At 56.9% G+C, this 14,639-nt stretch carries 15 protein-coding genes; 7 read left to right on the forward strand and 8 right to left on the reverse strand.

The window, feature by feature from the left end:
- Positions 1 to 75: 75 nt before the first annotated feature.
- Together AACZ86_RS12910 and AACZ86_RS12915 are read right to left on the reverse strand one after the other, a co-directional pair.
- Positions 76 to 1,191 (reverse strand): FAD-dependent oxidoreductase, encoded by a 1,116-nt coding sequence (locus AACZ86_RS12910; protein WP_339693197.1) that lies wholly within the window; start codon positions 1,189 to 1,191, stop codon positions 76 to 78.
- The gene (locus tag AACZ86_RS12915) at positions 1,188 to 2,144 is read right to left on the reverse strand and encodes an alpha/beta hydrolase (RefSeq protein ID WP_339693199.1); all 957 of its coding nucleotides are present in this window, start codon (positions 2,142 to 2,144) and stop codon (positions 1,188 to 1,190) included. Before AACZ86_RS12915 ends, AACZ86_RS12910 begins: the two co-directional genes overlap by 4 nt.
- Before the next feature lie 96 nt (positions 2,145 to 2,240).
- Between AACZ86_RS12915 and AACZ86_RS12920 the strand changes: the two genes are divergently transcribed.
- From AACZ86_RS12920 to AACZ86_RS12950, 7 genes are all read left to right on the forward strand, one after another.
- The gene (locus AACZ86_RS12920; protein ID WP_339693201.1) at positions 2,241 to 2,723 is read left to right on the forward strand and encodes a prepilin peptidase; all 483 of its coding nucleotides are present in this window, start codon (positions 2,241 to 2,243) and stop codon (positions 2,721 to 2,723) included.
- Between the two features lie 74 nt (positions 2,724 to 2,797).
- On the forward strand, positions 2,798 to 3,757 hold the full coding sequence (cpaB, locus tag AACZ86_RS12925) for a Flp pilus assembly protein CpaB (RefSeq protein ID WP_339693202.1): 960 nt from the start codon (positions 2,798 to 2,800) through the stop codon (positions 3,755 to 3,757).
- A complete protein-coding gene (locus tag AACZ86_RS12930) occupies positions 3,757 to 5,370 on the forward strand; it encodes a type II and III secretion system protein family protein (RefSeq protein WP_339693204.1) in 1,614 nt (537 codons plus the stop codon). The genes cpaB and AACZ86_RS12930 overlap by 1 nt, the downstream gene beginning before the upstream one ends.
- A 21-nt stretch (positions 5,371 to 5,391) precedes the next feature.
- Positions 5,392 to 5,991 (forward strand): CpaD family pilus assembly protein, encoded by a 600-nt coding sequence (locus tag AACZ86_RS12935; RefSeq protein ID WP_339693206.1) that lies wholly within the window; start codon positions 5,392 to 5,394, stop codon positions 5,989 to 5,991.
- Positions 5,991 to 7,274 (forward strand): pilus assembly protein CpaE, encoded by a 1,284-nt coding sequence (locus AACZ86_RS12940; RefSeq protein ID WP_339693207.1) that lies wholly within the window; start codon positions 5,991 to 5,993, stop codon positions 7,272 to 7,274. Before AACZ86_RS12935 ends, AACZ86_RS12940 begins: the two co-directional genes overlap by 1 nt.
- Before the next feature lie 40 nt (positions 7,275 to 7,314).
- A complete protein-coding gene (locus AACZ86_RS12945; protein ID WP_339693209.1) occupies positions 7,315 to 8,286 on the forward strand; it encodes a type II secretion system F family protein in 972 nt (323 codons plus the stop codon).
- Between the two features lie 18 nt (positions 8,287 to 8,304).
- Positions 8,305 to 9,294 carry a type II secretion system F family protein gene (locus AACZ86_RS12950; RefSeq protein WP_339693211.1) on the forward strand — a complete coding sequence of 330 codons (990 nt, stop codon included), beginning with the start codon at positions 8,305 to 8,307 and terminating at the stop codon, positions 9,292 to 9,294.
- Positions 9,295 to 9,347: 53 nt separating this feature from the next.
- Here AACZ86_RS12950 and AACZ86_RS12955 read toward each other — a convergent pair whose 3' ends face one another.
- The 6 genes from AACZ86_RS12955 to AACZ86_RS12980 are packed head-to-tail and all read right to left on the reverse strand — an operon-like array spanning position 9,348 to position 14,550.
- Entirely contained in the window at positions 9,348 to 9,791 is a 444-nt protein-coding gene (locus tag AACZ86_RS12955; protein WP_339693213.1) for a MarR family winged helix-turn-helix transcriptional regulator, read from the reverse strand.
- Between the two features lie 9 nt (positions 9,792 to 9,800).
- Entirely contained in the window at positions 9,801 to 11,894 is a 2,094-nt protein-coding gene (locus AACZ86_RS12960) for a TonB-dependent receptor (protein WP_339693214.1), read from the reverse strand.
- 3 nt (positions 11,895 to 11,897) lie between these two features.
- Positions 11,898 to 12,308 (reverse strand): GFA family protein, encoded by a 411-nt coding sequence (locus tag AACZ86_RS12965; RefSeq protein WP_339693216.1) that lies wholly within the window; start codon positions 12,306 to 12,308, stop codon positions 11,898 to 11,900.
- Position 12,309: 1 nt separating this feature from the next.
- A complete protein-coding gene (gene maiA, locus AACZ86_RS12970; RefSeq protein ID WP_339693218.1) occupies positions 12,310 to 12,942 on the reverse strand; it encodes a maleylacetoacetate isomerase in 633 nt (210 codons plus the stop codon).
- 47 nt (positions 12,943 to 12,989) lie between these two features.
- Positions 12,990 to 13,988, reverse strand: coding sequence for a ribonuclease E/G (locus AACZ86_RS12975; RefSeq protein WP_339693220.1), 999 nt, complete (start codon positions 13,986 to 13,988; stop codon positions 12,990 to 12,992).
- A complete protein-coding gene (locus AACZ86_RS12980) occupies positions 13,981 to 14,550 on the reverse strand; it encodes a nucleoside triphosphate pyrophosphatase (protein WP_339693222.1) in 570 nt (189 codons plus the stop codon). Before AACZ86_RS12980 ends, AACZ86_RS12975 begins: the two co-directional genes overlap by 8 nt.
- Between the last annotated feature and the right edge of the window lie 89 nt (positions 14,551 to 14,639).

The following is a 14,639-nucleotide window of genomic DNA, read 5'->3' on the forward strand; positions in this document are numbered from 1 at the left end:
CTCCTTCGATTGAGTCACAAGGAACATAAGCTAACCGGCCGGCGGCGCAACAATGCCGTTGTAAAACATTGTTTCCTAGGAAAAGCGCGACGCCGCGTAGAGACTGGCATCGACCGCTTGCAGACTGTCATCGGGTGCCTGATCCAGCAGAACCGATCGGGCCAGTTTCGCGGCAGCCGGAGCGGTCTGGATGCCAAAACCACCCTGTCCTGCGAACCAGAAGAAATCATCGAGTGCGCCATCAAAACCGATGACCGGCAAGCGATCCGGGGCAAAACTGCGCAGACCGGCCCATTTTCGGCTAACCCGTTTGACCTGCACATCCAGTGCTTTTTCAAACCGGTCTATGGCGATCGCAACGCTCAGTTCGTCCGGCGCAACATCCGCGGGCTCGGACGGTATTTCGTCATGCGGACTAAGCCAATAGCCACCGCCGGCTTCCGGTTTGAAATAGAAACTGCCATCCAGACCAACCACCAGCGGCATATCCATCGATGAAGGCGGATCGGTTTCGATCTGGACCATATTGCGAATCATAGGCTGGATCCCAACCGGTTTTGCTCCGGCCAGCCGGGCGACGCTGTCCGCCCAGGCACCGGCTGCGTTGACCAGCACGGTCGCGCGATAATTTTCGTCCCTCGCGGTCAGTTCCCAACCCCGGCCATCCTTGCGGATTTGCGAAACCGGCGCCCGGCAGACCAGTTCCACGCCTTTCCGTTTGGCGTCCCGCAGATAGGCGGCATGAAGCGCTGCAACATCGATATCACGGCAATCCGGCTCATAAACCGCATGTTTCCATATCGGTTTCAGGTCAGGAACCAGGGAAATAGCCTGTTCCCAGGACCAGCGATCCATGGACAGCCCGCTATCGGCAAAATCGGCCAGAAACTGGTCGGCCAGATGCTGCTCATCGTCCCGGCCTATATTGACCGCACCGCGCGGGCCGAGAAAGGCCGATTCTGAAAAGGCTGCCGGAGGATTGTCGAGAAATGATTGCGAAGCAGAGGTCAGCGGCTGCACCAGCGGTCCACCGTAGGTTTCGGTCCAGAAAGCAGCAGAACGACCGGTAGAATGATATCCGGGATGGTCTTCGGCCTCGAGCAGCAGAACCGAACGGTCCCCGCCGATTTCCGATGCGATACTGGCGCCGGCGATACCGGCTCCGATTATGACGACGTCAAATTGCTTCATTTTTTGGGTGCCACCCGGTCGAGAAAGGAAAAACAGCTGGCGAGTGCGTCGTTGCGCACTTCATCAACTTCACGGAAAATTTCATGCGCGCATTCCTCACCGAAAAGCTTCAACTCGGCATTAGGGATCAGATGCACGGCGCGTTCGATTGTTGGATGATCTACCAGTTCGTCGGTGGACGTCGCCAGTATCAATATTGGGACTTTCATCTGCTTCAGCTTTTTCCGGTTCCGTAACAATCTGGTCGAGGAATAAGCGCGTTCGACCCAGCGCCAGCTCGCCGGCCCCAACCGGACGAAGGGCCGCTCTCGGAACCAGAAAAACTCGTCCGAATAGCGGTCGATATCATGAGTCAGCAAAGCCTGCCGCGGCACATAGGGCTCCAGCGGGTTTTCAATCGGCTTCCAGGCACGCCGTTCGCCGCGACCGCTAATGCACATCATCTTGGCGGCCAGTTGCGCAGTCCATTCGGGCATGCCGCCGCCAGCCGGAGCGAGCATCGGTGCGCTCAAGATCGCTGCATCGGGATGGATGCGCTTTTCGACCAGCGCGCGCAGCACCAGATGCCCACCCATGCTGTGGCCCAGCACGATATGCGGTCCGGCATGGCTGGCGCGCCAATCATCAAATATCGCTACCAGATCAGTCACCCATGTCGCAAAATCATCGATATGGCCAACGTGCGGGTGCGGTCCACAGCGTCCCGATCCGCCTTGCCCGCGCCAGTCGACAGAAGTGACATTCCATCCACGCGCGTGAAAATCGTGAAAGGTCTCCAGATATTTTTCATAGAAATCGGCGCGGCCGGTCATGAACAGGAGCGACCCTCTGGGCTTGTCCTGTCGCCATTCCAGTCGCCGGAATTTCCAGCCATCGGGTCCGGTCCAAGCCTCTTCTACTACGTCTCCGGGAACCGACCGCCGATCAAAGCTCGCCTTTTTCAAGTCTGTCATATCAGGCTTTGTCATTGTCACAGTGTCGGCAGATGAAAACCGCTCCGGAAATCGTGGTTACTATTTGGTAAGGCAAATTAGCTAGACGGACTGTCTATGGATAGCGAAACCTTCATCTACTTGCTCTGGGGCGGATTGGCAATTGCACTGATTGCAGCAGCGATTACCGACATCAAGAGCCGTCACATCTCGAACTGGCTCAATCTCGGCATTGCCGTAGGCGCACCGGTCTTCTGGATCGCCAGCGGCCTAACATTTTGGCCCGACATGATCGGACAAATTGGCTTGGCTGCCATTATATTAACGATATTTGCCGGATTATTCGCGATCGGCGCGATGGGTGGTGGTGACGTGAAGCTACTGGCAGCCCTCGCTTTGTGGCTGCATTGGCTGACGTTTCTGGAACTGATCGTGATCATGTCAATCGCTGGCGGGCTGCTCTCGCTGTTAATGATGATCAGCAAGAGAATCAAAAAGACCGAGGGTCCAATAAAGGTTCCATATGGTGTGGCTATCGCCTTTTCGGGGCTTTGGACCATCTGGGGCATTGTGGGGCAAAGTTCACAAACGATATTTTAACCATTTTACTCGAAAGAGGAAACGACCGCCGATGGAACCATTCGGGCGGGGGCATTCAGGAGGCGTGAGACGTCATGGACAAGAAGAAGATCATTTTGCTGGTTGGTGCACTGATCGTGGCTGCGGTCACGGCATTGCTCGCCAAGAACATGTTTGATGGTGCTTCCGCACCACAGGCCGAGGCGAGAAAAACAGAAGTGATTGGTGACGAGATCCTCGTCGCAACTCGCGCGCTGCCGGTGGGTACGATTATCACGCCCGACAGTTTCCGGTTCCAGCCCTGGCCGAAAAACCTGATTGAAGACGTTTATTTCATGAAGGACGGCACCGACATTGAAGCGCTTGCTGGCACCGTGGTACGTATTCCGATCACCGCCGGCCAGCCAATGACCAAAGGTTCGCTGGTTGCGCCAGGCGATCGCGGCTTCCTTGCTGCAGCGCTCGGCCCTGGCATGCGCGCTGTCACCATCCCGGTATCGGGACTGACCGGCGTCGCTGGCTTTATATTTCCCGGCGACCGCGTCGATTTGATGTTGACGCAGTCCGTGCAAGGCGAAGGTCCCGAACTCAAGGTTTCAGAAACCGTGATCCGCAACCTGCGGGTGCTTGCCACTGATAACCGGGTGACCGCAACCACGAATGAAGAAGGCCAACAAGTCGCTCAAAAGGCTAAACTGGTAACGCTTGAAGCCACTCCAAAAATTGCCGAGCAGATTTCGGTCGCCCAGACGCTGGGTACGTTGAGCCTGTCGCTGCGTTCGCTGGCAGACAGTGCCGCCGAGCTGGAAGAAGCCATTGCGTCCGGCGCAATCAAACTTCCGAAAACGGATGATCCAGTTGTCGAAGCCGATATGATCCGTTCGCTGGCTGCACGTCCTAGCAGCACAAAATCAACCTTCTCGACCGGTGGTGACGTATCGCGCTTTGAAACGCGCTCGCCACCCCCGCTGGCCGAAAAGGAAAAACCTAAAGGTCCGGTAGTCCGCGTCGCACGTGGCAATGCGGTCAATGAAATCGAGTTTGGAGACAAGTAATGGCCGTAAAATATGCACAGCATAGCCGTTCGGCGAAAAAGGTAATGGCCGCTGGCGTCGTTGCCGCTCTCGCCCTGGCTCTGGCTGCCAATAACGCGACACCGCTGAACGCACAGTCGGTCAACATATCGCAACCGGATAGCCGCATTTCTGTTGCCGTCGGTCGTGGCAAGCTGATCACGCTGCCGGCACCAATCGAAGATATTTTCATCGCTGAAAATAATATTGCCGATGTCCAGGTACGGTCGCCGCGCCAAGTCTATATCTTCGGTAAAAAAGGTGGTCAGACCAGCTTTTATGCTACCAGTGCCTCCGGCAAAGTCGTTTATTCGGCTGAAGTCTCGGTCGGCGCGGAAATTTCTTCCATCGACCAGATGCTTGGCCTGGCGATGCCGGAAGCAAAAATAGCGGTCAGCACGACCAATAATTTCGTGCTGCTAACCGGCACGATTGCCAATCCGGATGATGCTGAAGAAGCGGAAAATCTTGTGCAGGCTTTTGTCGGTGCTGATACGCGTGTGGTCAGCCGCCTGAAAACGGCAACGCCGATGCAGGTCAATCTGAAGGTCCGCTTCGCCGAAGTCAGCCGCTCGCTGGCGAAAGAAATTAACGGCAACATTCTGACGCAGGATACAACCGGTGGCTTCCAATTTGGTGTGTCACGCGGCCGTGCGTTCGGTTCGTTCAGCGATAATACATCAGGCTTCCCGCAACTGGACGCTTCTGGGCTATTTGGCCTGCCAGCTGGTTCGGTCTCTCTTCCTTTCAACACTACAACCGGCCAGTTCGTGACGGCAACCGGATCCCAATTTAACTATAATACCGGGTCCGATCTAAACACCGTACAGGCGGCAGGTCGCCTGTTCGGCATCGACATTGCCACCGCGCTGGACGTTTCCGAGAGAGTTGGTCTGGTGAGCACACTGGCGTCACCAAATCTGACCGCGATTTCGGGTGAAACCGCAACCTTCCTGGCGGGCGGCGAGTTTCCAATCCCGATTTCGACCGGGCTGGGCGAAGTCTCGGTTCAGTATAAAAATTACGGGGTCAGCCTCTCCTATACCCCGACCGTGCTCTCGAACGGCCGGATTTCCATCCGCGTCGCACCAGAGGTATCGGAAATTACCTCTAACGGCGCGGTTGTCCTCAACGGTTTCAGTATCCCTGCCGTTTCCACCCGGCGGGCGGAAACCACCGTAGAACTGGGCTCGGGCGAAAGCTTCATGATCGCCGGCCTTATGCAGAATAGCTACAACTCGGCAATCGACAAGACGCCGGGTCTGGCCGACGTTCCAATCCTCGGTTCATTGTTCAAGTCCGACGGTTATCGTCGCAATGAAACGGAACTGATGATCGTGGTAACGCCTTATCTGGTAAAGCCGGTGAGCGACAGCGAGATTGTGCTGCCGACCGACGGCTTCAAGGCCGCCAATGATGCAGAACGGTTCCTGTTAAACCGCAATCATTCCGGCTCCGGTGGTGATCGGCCCAAACCGAGCGTGGCTCCCACTGCACCGGAAGGTCAGACCTTTGGTAGCCTGGAACCACAAGTTCCTGCCAAATCGACCAGGAAATCCGGCAGCGCGGCTCCCGGTTTCAGTTTCGACAAATAAGCCCGATCAGGAGAACAGATCATGCGCATCATTTCAATGGCACTTGTCACCGCCCTCGGGCTCTCGGTTACAGCATGTGGCAGCACTACCGCAAACCGCAGCGTTTATAGCGAACGCCAACCCGTCGTTTCGAAAGCGAACTATGTGCTGGACCTGAGCGCCGGCAACGGTGGATTATCGTCAACAGAGCAAGCCCGCCTGAGCGGCTGGTTCGACGCCTTGGAACTTGGCTATGGTGATCGCGTTGCGATTGATGATCCAGGCTATTCTACAAGCCCCGTGGCAAAGGCCGCCGTTGAAGCCATTGTGGCTCGCTATGGTCTGCTGATCAGCGACACGGCGCCCATTACGGACGGTTATGTACCTGCCGGTTTGATGCGGGTCGTGGTATCGCGGACCTCTGCTTCGGTGCCTGGATGCCCTGATTTCAGCCACCGTAGCCACACCGACTTTCAGGTGCGCACCAGTGAAAATTATGGCTGCGGAACGAACAGTACCATGGCCGCCATGATTGCCGATCCTGAGGATCTGGTTCGCGGCCAGAATAAGGCTGGTGAAGACCAGGCTCAGGCTTCCAAGGCTATCCGATCCTATCGTGACAAGAAAGTTGGAGGACAATAATGAACGCTCCCTGGAAACCCGGCTCGATCAACGGACGTGATCCGTTTGCCGCATTTGTTTGCGATGAAGACACGCTGGATTTACTCCGTCCGGTCGTCGAGGAAATGGGTTGGTCGGCTGACAAATGCAACATGGGCGGACTACGCAATGCCGTGCAAACGCTTTCCGTTTCAGCCAGTCCCAATATCTTGCTGGTAGACCTGTCGGAATCCGGAGATCCGTTGAACGACATTAATTCGCTGGCCGAAGTCTGCGAACCGGGCACGACTGTGATTGCCATGGGCCAGGTCAACGATGTCCGTCTCTACCGCGATTTGATTGTCAGCGGCTTGCAGGATTATCTTCTGAAGCCCTTTACACCGGATCAGTTGCGCGACGTCCTGTCTCACGCACAAGCGGTCATCAACGCTCCGAAAGCCGACGATGCACATTCCGAAAAACCGCATATTTCGACGGCCGTCATCGGCACGCGCGGCGGTGTCGGAGCATCAACCATTGCGACGTCACTGGCCTGGTTGCTCAGCCATGAAAAGGAACGCCTGACCGCGTTACTCGATCTGGATGTCCATTTCGGTACCGGAGCGCTGTCGCTGGACCTTGAACCTGGCCGCGGCCTTACCGATGCGATCGACAATCCAAGCCGGATCGATGGTCTGTTTATCGAACGCGCCATGATCAAGGCCAATGAGAAATTGTCACTGCTTTCTGCAGAAGCACCGATCAACTCGCCAATGATGACCGATGGCACCGCCTTCTTCCAATTGCAGGAAGAATTCCGCGCGGCCTTCGATTGCACCGTGATCGATTTGCCTCGTGACATGCTGATCAACTATCCGCATCTCCTTGGCGATGTGAACGCGACCGTCATCACGACGGAACTGACCCTGGCGTCGGCCCGCGACTGCATTCGCTTGCTGTCCTGGCTGAAATCCCATGCTGCACAGAGCAAGGTCTATGTCGTTGCCAACAAGGTGCAAACCGCCAATCTGGAAATCAGTCGTCAGGATTTTGAAAGTTCCATCGAACGTAAGATCGATATCCTGATCCCTTATGATATCCGAACCGCAGCACAATCTGCGAAATTGGGTCAAGCATTGGTAGAAGCTGGAAAATCGAGCAAAGCTGCCGCGAAGATCGTCGAACTGGCGAATCTGGTTCTGGGATCTGTCGAGAATGATGACGAAAGCGCCAGCGGCGACAAACGATCATTCATGGGAAAGCTTGGCGAATTCAAGTCATTCCTCCCGTCGAAAAAAGTCAAGGAAGAGGCTCCTAAAGTCTGAAGCAGGTGCGAACATTCTTCAGCTTAAAAGGAATTAGACTATGGGTATAATGCAAATTGCAATGTTGAGTGCAGGTGTTTTGGTAGTTTTGCTGCTGATCATATTTGCATTTGCAGGCCCATCGGAGGCCAAGGCTAAGGCCAGACGGCTGGACAAGGTCAAATATCGCCACTCTGAAAACGCCAACGTGCAGGTTGAAGCGCAAATGAAAAAGGCGCTCTCGGCGCGCCGCAAAACCACACGCCCCAAGGGCGACACCATGACCAAGATGGAAACTCTGGCGATTCGGCTGGAGAAAACCGGCAAAGGCTGGCCCCTGTCCTATTTCTTCTACGCGGTCGGTGGATTGTTTGCGGTTATTTTCGGGCTGCTGTTGTTCAAGGGTGCACCGATCCTGTTATGTGTGTCTATCGCACTTCTCGTTGGCGCCGGATTGCCGCATTTCATCGTCGGCTTCCTGATCAAGCGGCGGGTTGGAAAATTTACGGCTTCTTTTCCCGATGCCATCGAATTGCTCGTCCGCGGCCTGCGTTCGGGCCTGCCGGTAACCGAAACAATCGGCGTGGTCGCCAAGGAAATTGGCGGACCGGTTGGCGAGGAATTCCAGAAGGTGGTCGACCGGATCAAGATTGGCCAGACCATGGAAGATGCGCTGCAGGAAAGCGCAAAGCGCATGGAAACACCTGAATTCAAGTTTTTCTGTATCACCCTGGCTATTCAGCGTGAAACCGGCGGTAACCTAGCCGAAACATTGTCCAATCTTGCCGACGTACTGCGCAAGCGCGGGCAGATGAAGCTCAAGATCAAGGCCATGTCATCGGAATCCAAGGCTTCCGCCTATATCGTGGGGTCACTGCCGTTCATTGTGTTCGGGCTGGTTTACAGCGTGAACCCGACATATCTCGGCGGTTTTTTCTATGAAGAACGGCTGATTATCGCTGGTTTGGGCGGACTGACATGGATGAGCATCGGCGTGTTCATCATGGCCAAAATGGTCAGCTTCGAGATTTAGGATGAAGGTACAAGGCAAATGACAACCGGAGGCGGACCAACATTATTGGGCGTAGACGTCCTGTGGGTGGCGACAATATTGTCAGCCGTCGCAGCGGCAGCAGTCTTTTTCGCGATCTACGCCGCCGTAACGGTGCGCGATCCGATGGCGAAACGGGTCAAGGCACTCAACCAGCGTCGTGAACAACTCAAGGCCGGTATCACCGCCTCGACGACAAAGAAGCGCGCAAAACTGGTTCAGCAGAGCGATACGACGGACCGCGTGCGCAATGCACTGTCGTCGATGCAGGTGTTGCAGGACACGCAGGTCAAGGAAGCACAACAGAAGCTGGCGCAAGCCGGCATCCGTTCAAAGGATCTTGCCTTCGTCGTCATTTTCAGCCGACTTGTTTTGCCGATCATTCTGGGCGGCGGCGCGGCACTGGCCATATATGGCTTCGATTATCTGGGGGACTGGTCGGACCTCAAACGTTTCGGCGCGTTCGCCGGCGCGACGATCCTCGGCTACAAAGGCGCTGATATTTACATCAACAACCTGATTGCCAAGCGGACTGACCTGGTTCGGAAGGGCCTGCCCGACGCCATCGATCTGCTCGTTATTTGCGCAGAAGCCGGACTGACGGTCGACACGGCCTTTGCACGAGTTTCCAAAGAACTCGGTAGCGCCTATCCGGAGCTCGCCGACGAATTTTCACTGACTTCCATCGAACTGGGTTTCCTTACCGAGCGACGGCAGGCGTTTGAAAACCTCGCCTACCGCGTCGCGCTTGACCATGTCAAAGGCGTGGTGACGACGATGATCCAGACCGAAAAATACGGTACCCCGCTAGCCTCCTCGCTGCGTGTACTTTCGGCAGAATTCCGTAACGACCGGATGATGCGCGCCGAAGAAAAGGCAGCCCGCTTGCCGGCCATTATGACGATTCCGCTCATTCTGTTCATTCTGCCGGTTTTGTTCATCGTGATCCTCGGCCCCGCGGCCTGCTCGATCTCCGATGCATTGATATAGCGCGGAAACAGAATCAGAAAATCAAGAGAGCGGCAGGCGACTGCCGCTCTTTTTCATTCCGCTGCCAGGGTATCAGCCGATTTTTTTATCTTCGCCAGCATGGCGGATAGTTCGGCTTTCTCCTGAGCGGTGAGCACGGCCATGATTTTCTTTTCCATGGCCAGAGCAGCGGGCATGATCTTTTCGTAAAGATCGCGTCCCTTGGCGCTGAGCATCAGATGGTGGGAACGGCCATCGGCGGTATTGGGACTGCGATCGAGCAATGCACGGTCGACCAGATTTTTCACCGCACGATTGACGGTCACCTTGTCCATCAACGTTGCTTCGACCAAATGCCTTTGGGTCGAGGCACCGCGCACGCCAAGCACCGACATCACCCGCCATTCGGGAATCTTGAGGCCAAAAAGGCTCTTATACTCGCCCGCGATCACGTCGCTGACGACGTTGGAGGTCGTCGACAGCTGGTAGGGCAGATAATCATCAAGTTTAAAGGTCATAAGTAATATTTATTCAATTCTGGCACGAAGTCCAATCCAAAATGTCCGGGGGAAGGCGCGTTCTATTATTCCATTGCTACTAACCGCCGCCTCTACCCGTGCATCGAGAAGGTTTTCAACCCGGGTTTCGACCAGCAACCGATCATTGACGGCCAGCGTCATCCGGCCATCTATCGTGAACGCATCCGCCAGACTGAGGATATTCACGTCATCCTCATATTGTTGGCCGACATAGCGCGCCGACAGGCTGGCGCCGCTACCATTGGCCGTTTGCCACCGGATAGAGCCGGATGCGTTATGCCGCTGGACCTGAGCCGGTCGAAATCCATCAACCGCAGCGGCGTCCCCGGATCCGTCGACCTCTGCATCGATAAAGGCATAAGCGGCACGGACGCTCAGTCCATCGGCCAGAGTGCCGAGATCGAACTCGGCGTCGATTTCAATACCTCTGGATTCTATTGCATCGAGATTCTGACGCTGGCTATATGTGCCGTCTGGCGCAACAAACCCGACGCCAGGAAAAACGCCCGGGCCATTGCCTAGCGTGACATTGGCGACCGCATTGTCCAGCTGGTTGTAGAAAGCAGTAATACCGAACTTTGCCACGCCGCTTTCCCAGTCGAGCCCCAGCTCGGCCCCCTTGACTCGTTCCGGCTCCAGCAATTCATTGGCCGCTGTCGCGTCCGAGCCGACCCGGAAGGGCCGGAACAATTCGTTCAAGGTCGGCAAGCGCCAGCCGAGATAGGCCGCTCCGCGCAGGCTGAGCTTTTCAGTTGCAGCAAAGGCAAAGCCGCCACGCCCGGTAAATTCCGTATCACTGCGTTTGGTGAACATCTCGTCCGTCCGAACCGATCCGGGAAACGGGTTTATCAGCTCGATCTCTTTGCGAAAGCCGTCGTCGATCGACCAGAAATCAACGCGTCCGCCACCGGTCAGAACCAGCGCGTCGCTGGCCTGCAGGCTGGCTTCGACAAAGCCGCCATAGGTGGCGGTGCTACCCCCTGCCCTGCGGCTGCGCTGCGGGGTGTCATCGTCGAGATAGAAGAAATTCTCGTTGGTGGTCCCTTCGGTGCGGCGCCAGTCGCCGCCGATCCGCATTTCAACCTTGTCACCAACCGGTGGCCGTATTTCAAAACGCCCGCCGAGCCCTGTGGAAGGCACGCTGAACTGTTCGAATACCCGGCTGACAGAATTGCGATCATCCGCAACGCCGCCAAAGCTGACATCGAAATTGCGGATTTGCACATAGGCCAGTGCCGACCATTGCCAGTCCGAGGTCCGGTCGACCAGCCGGATGCTGGCGTCCGCTCCGTCATTGTGGTTTTCACTAAAGGCAAAGCCGCGTTCGCGGTCATCGGTGAAGGCGCGGACATTGCTCTGTAATTCAACATTGTCGGAAAGCGGTGCAACGAAGCGGACGGCGAGACCGGCTTGCTCATATTCCGCCGGACGATCGACCGAACCGCGCTGGCCTTCGATGATCGGGATGAAACCGTCGCCACGCGCATAATTGGCGGATATCGTCAGCTGTCCCTGCCCCAGTTCGCGTCCGAACAGCAGATCGGCATCAACGCTGTTGCGGCTGCCATAAGCAGCGCCCAGTTCGATCCGGTCACCGACATTGTCGCTGAACAGTTCGATGGTTCCGGAAATTGCGCCCTGCCCGTCCGTTACGCTGCCGCCGCCGCGGGTGATTCTGGCGCTGCCAAGAGCAAGTGCATCATAGCCGGGCCAGGCCACCCAGCCGCCGAAAGGATCGGCCTGCGGCACACCGTCCAATATCAGTAGGGCGCGCGACGAGGCATTGCCGCCCAATCCGCGCAGCGTAACCCCTTGGCTGGTGGGATTGGCCGAACGCGCGTCCGACCGGCGAAATTGTTGCAGTCCGGGCACGTCGCGCAATGCATTTTCGACAGTTTGTGACGGATCCATCTCAATTTCGGTCGCGTTATAGACACTGTCGCCACGTGTAACGGGCAATCCGGAAACAATGATCTCCGCAATCTGGACATCATCATTGACGGCTTGCTCTTGCCCCCACGCGGGGAGAGCCACCGACGCCATTGATACCAATAGCGGATAGGCCAAAACTGATTTTTTCATGACTTAGTTGTCTGTCCATTTCTGATGGACCGGCATGTCGTCCGGCAGCCGGTGATAGTCCTGCGCGTCACAGGCGAAATGGGCGCTGTCCGCCTTGCCGAATACGCTCGGGTCATCGAGTGTCCCGACTTTGACAATCACAGCCACTTCAAAGCCCGGCGCGCGGGTCGCCAGATGGGTGCCGCAGTCGGCGCAGAATTCGCGGGTTACACCTTTTTCCAGATCGTCCCGTTTAAAGCCCTTCACGGCGCCCTTGGTGATTTCGTATCCGTCCGCCGGCATCGCCATCAGCAGCAGGCTGTTTCCGCCAGTCGTATATTGACATTCCCGGCAGAAACATTCCGCTTTCAGCATCGGTTCGCCCTCGGCCTTGTAACGCACCGCGCCGCAATAGCATCCGCCTTCGATTGTCATGTCAGTCTTCCTTCACTGCTTCGGGAGCGGCCTTCTGGAAAGCCTCCAATTTATTGCATTCGGCATCGATCCGCACGAGCCGGGGAAAGGCCGAGAGGTCCAGATCGAAACGCCGCGCATTATACATTTGCGGCACGAGGCAGACGTCAGCCAGATTGGGTTTTTCGCCGCCGAACAGACCGGCTTCCGGTGCCATGGCTTCCAGCGCGACAAAACCTTCTTTGATCCAGTGGCGATACCAGTTGTCGGTCACCTCCTGATCATGCCCCAGTTCATTCTTGAGATATTTCAATATCCGAAGATTGTTCACCGGATGAATATCGGCCGCGATGACCAATGCCTGCGCCAGTGTTTTGGCCCGCTCAGCGGGGTCACCCGAGACCATCGGAGGATCGTCATAATTTGCATCGAGATAATCGATAATCGCCAGCGACTGCGTGAGATCGTGCCCGTCAATCGACAGCATCGGCACGAAGCCCTGCGGATTGCGCGCGACATAGGCAGGAGCCTTCTGGTCGCCGTCGAGCAGGCTGGTGTTGATCGAAGTGTAAGAGACACCCTTGAGGTTGAGCGCGGTGCGCACCCGGTAGCTCGCCGAGCTGCGCCAATAGTCGTAGAGAATGATATCGGTCATGCGCTGGCTTTGCAGTCGGGACGGCGGGATTGCAAGCCCGCGGACAATTATCCTGTCGAGCCGCCGTCGATCGAAACTTCACCACGCGGTTCAACCGACACCGGCCTGCCCGTCCGCCTCGCCAATTCTTCCAGCAACATCGGTTGCATCTTGTTGGCCACAGCCGGATGCACGTCCAGCCGCATCGCGCCGGTGCCACGATCGCGCTCCGCCTGCCGCAACAGTTGCAGGGCGGCGTTGACCGAGCGGTTGGCCTGCATGATCTCGAGCACCGATGGCCGGAGCTTGCGGCTGACAATCTGCATGAAGCCAAAGCCGTTGATCGCCGTGCGTTCGCAGTTGGCGGTCATATATTCATCAAAAATGGCGGTGACGGCGGCGCGTTCGGCCTTGGCTTGCAAGGTCGGAAAATCGACCCCGATATTGCCGGATATATCGAACCGGACCAGCGCCAGAGCAATTTCTTTCGCCGCCCGTTTCGCCAGTTCAAACGGTGCCAGCGGTCCGTCGACATCGAACAATGTCATCGCCGGGGTCAGCGAGACCAGCAGTCTCCCGCCCTCGAAATCGATCCGGCCGGTTTCGGCCTGCTCTATCGCTTCATGCCAGCCGTGCCGGGCAAAGACATCTTCGTCATGGGCATGGACCTGTTTGACCGGCAGTCCGCTTGCATTGATCTCTGCCAGCAGGTCGGGACCATCGTTCAGGGGACTGTCCGCGTCAGCCGGCCGCGCCCTGGCCCGTTTGGCCTGCCCGCCGCGTTCGGTCATCGCTGCCCGGACAATCTCCACCCGGACCATCGATCCTTCGGTCAAGCCTTTGGGTAGCGGCTGCAACAAAGCTTCCTGCCCGTCGGCCAAGGTGATGATTCCCGATCTTCCGGAAACCCACTGCCGGGTAAATTTTGCTTCGACAACCGCACCGGCTCTGGCCCTGCCATCGGTCCGCTCGGCCCGTATCTGGATCAGCTCGCCATTTTCCAGCCGCATCGCGCGGGTCTCGCCGATCCCGGCTTCGTAAAGCCAGCCGTTGACGAAATCAGCCAAGGGGATAGCCCGCGCTGATCAGCAGATTGCGGGTTTCGTAGAGCGGAAGTCCCATGATCCCACTGTAACTACCCGACATCCAGGTGACAAAGGCTTCCGCCGTGCCCTGAATAGCATAGCCGCCCGCTTTGCCCTGGCCTTCGCCGGTCGCAATATAGGCTTCGATCTCATGGGCTTCGAAGCGCTTGAATTTTACAATGCTGTCGGACAATTTCGTCCGCGCGGTGCCGTCGGCCGCGATCACGCAGACCGCCGACATCACATGATGCCGCCGTCCGCTGATCAATTGCATGGATTTGCGCTGCTCCGCCGCATCACCGGCCTGCCCCAATATCCGGCGACCGACCGCAACCGTGGTATCGCCGGCGACCAGGATTTCCTGATCTTCGCGCTCGACAGCGGCAGCCTTTTCCTGCGCCATGCGCAAGACATAGTCGCGCGGCAACTCGCCCTTGCGGGGGGCTTCGTCGATATCGGGAGAGATGATCCGGTCGGGCGTAACGCCAAGGCGACCGAGCAATTCCAGCCGACGCGGGCTGGATGAGGCCAGAACCAGTTTCATGTTGAACACCCTCTAAACCGTTCGGGCTGAACTTGTAGACGCCATATGGCCGAAGGCAATGCTCGCCGATCGCCGTCCTTCGACAGGCT

The organism is uncultured Parasphingorhabdus sp. (assembly GCF_963975735.1).
GTDB lineage: Bacteria > Pseudomonadota > Alphaproteobacteria > Sphingomonadales > Sphingomonadaceae > Parasphingorhabdus.

Coding starts and splice junctions, on each gene's coding strand:
- AACZ86_RS12910 (WP_339693197.1), bottom strand. CDS start 1,191: ATGAAGCAATTTGACGTCGTCATAATCGGAGCCGGTATCGCCGGCGCC.
- AACZ86_RS12915 (WP_339693199.1), bottom strand. CDS start 2,144: ATGACAGACTTGAAAAAGGCGAGCTTTGATCGGCGGTCGGTTCCCGGA.
- AACZ86_RS12920 (WP_339693201.1), top strand. CDS start 2,241: ATGGATAGCGAAACCTTCATCTACTTGCTCTGGGGCGGATTGGCAATT.
- cpaB (WP_339693202.1), top strand. CDS start 2,798: ATGGACAAGAAGAAGATCATTTTGCTGGTTGGTGCACTGATCGTGGCT.
- AACZ86_RS12930 (WP_339693204.1), top strand. CDS start 3,757: ATGGCCGTAAAATATGCACAGCATAGCCGTTCGGCGAAAAAGGTAATG.
- AACZ86_RS12935 (WP_339693206.1), top strand. CDS start 5,392: ATGCGCATCATTTCAATGGCACTTGTCACCGCCCTCGGGCTCTCGGTT.
- AACZ86_RS12940 (WP_339693207.1), top strand. CDS start 5,991: ATGAACGCTCCCTGGAAACCCGGCTCGATCAACGGACGTGATCCGTTT.
- AACZ86_RS12945 (WP_339693209.1), top strand. CDS start 7,315: ATGGGTATAATGCAAATTGCAATGTTGAGTGCAGGTGTTTTGGTAGTT.
- AACZ86_RS12950 (WP_339693211.1), top strand. CDS start 8,305: ATGACAACCGGAGGCGGACCAACATTATTGGGCGTAGACGTCCTGTGG.
- AACZ86_RS12955 (WP_339693213.1), bottom strand. CDS start 9,791: ATGACCTTTAAACTTGATGATTATCTGCCCTACCAGCTGTCGACGACC.
- AACZ86_RS12960 (WP_339693214.1), bottom strand. CDS start 11,894: ATGAAAAAATCAGTTTTGGCCTATCCGCTATTGGTATCAATGGCGTCG.
- AACZ86_RS12965 (WP_339693216.1), bottom strand. CDS start 12,308: ATGACAATCGAAGGCGGATGCTATTGCGGCGCGGTGCGTTACAAGGCC.
- maiA (WP_339693218.1), bottom strand. CDS start 12,942: ATGACCGATATCATTCTCTACGACTATTGGCGCAGCTCGGCGAGCTAC.
- AACZ86_RS12980 (WP_339693222.1), bottom strand. CDS start 14,550: ATGAAACTGGTTCTGGCCTCATCCAGCCCGCGTCGGCTGGAATTGCTC.